General features: G+C 70.2%; 1 protein-coding gene. It reads right to left on the bottom strand.

Features of this window, described 5'->3' with window-relative positions:
• On the bottom strand, positions 1 to 262 hold a 262-nt coding region (locus ACK4TH_RS12805; RefSeq protein WP_409626992.1), incomplete at both ends, for an aldehyde dehydrogenase family protein.

The following is a 262-nucleotide window of genomic DNA, read 5'->3' as shown; positions in this document are numbered from 1 at the left end:
CGCGCACACGCCGATCGGCTGCTTGAGCACGAGGAAGCGCTTGTTCGGGTCGGTCGACGGGATCGTCTCGCCGTAGATGCGGCGCGCCTCCTCGGCGAACCACTCGATGAAGCTCGCGCCGTAGGCCACTTCGCCGCGCGCCTCGGGCAGCGGCTTGCCCTGCTCGGCGGTCAGGATCCGTGCCAGGTCGTCGGCGTGCTGCACCCGCAGCTGGAACCACTTCATCAGCACCGCGTGGCGTTCCTTCGCGGTCTGGGCGCGC

This window comes from Tepidimonas sp. (genome assembly GCF_046292505.1).
Taxonomy (GTDB): Bacteria; Pseudomonadota; Gammaproteobacteria; order Burkholderiales; family Burkholderiaceae_C; genus Tepidimonas.
This window is presented reverse-complemented; position numbering and strand designations above follow the sequence as displayed.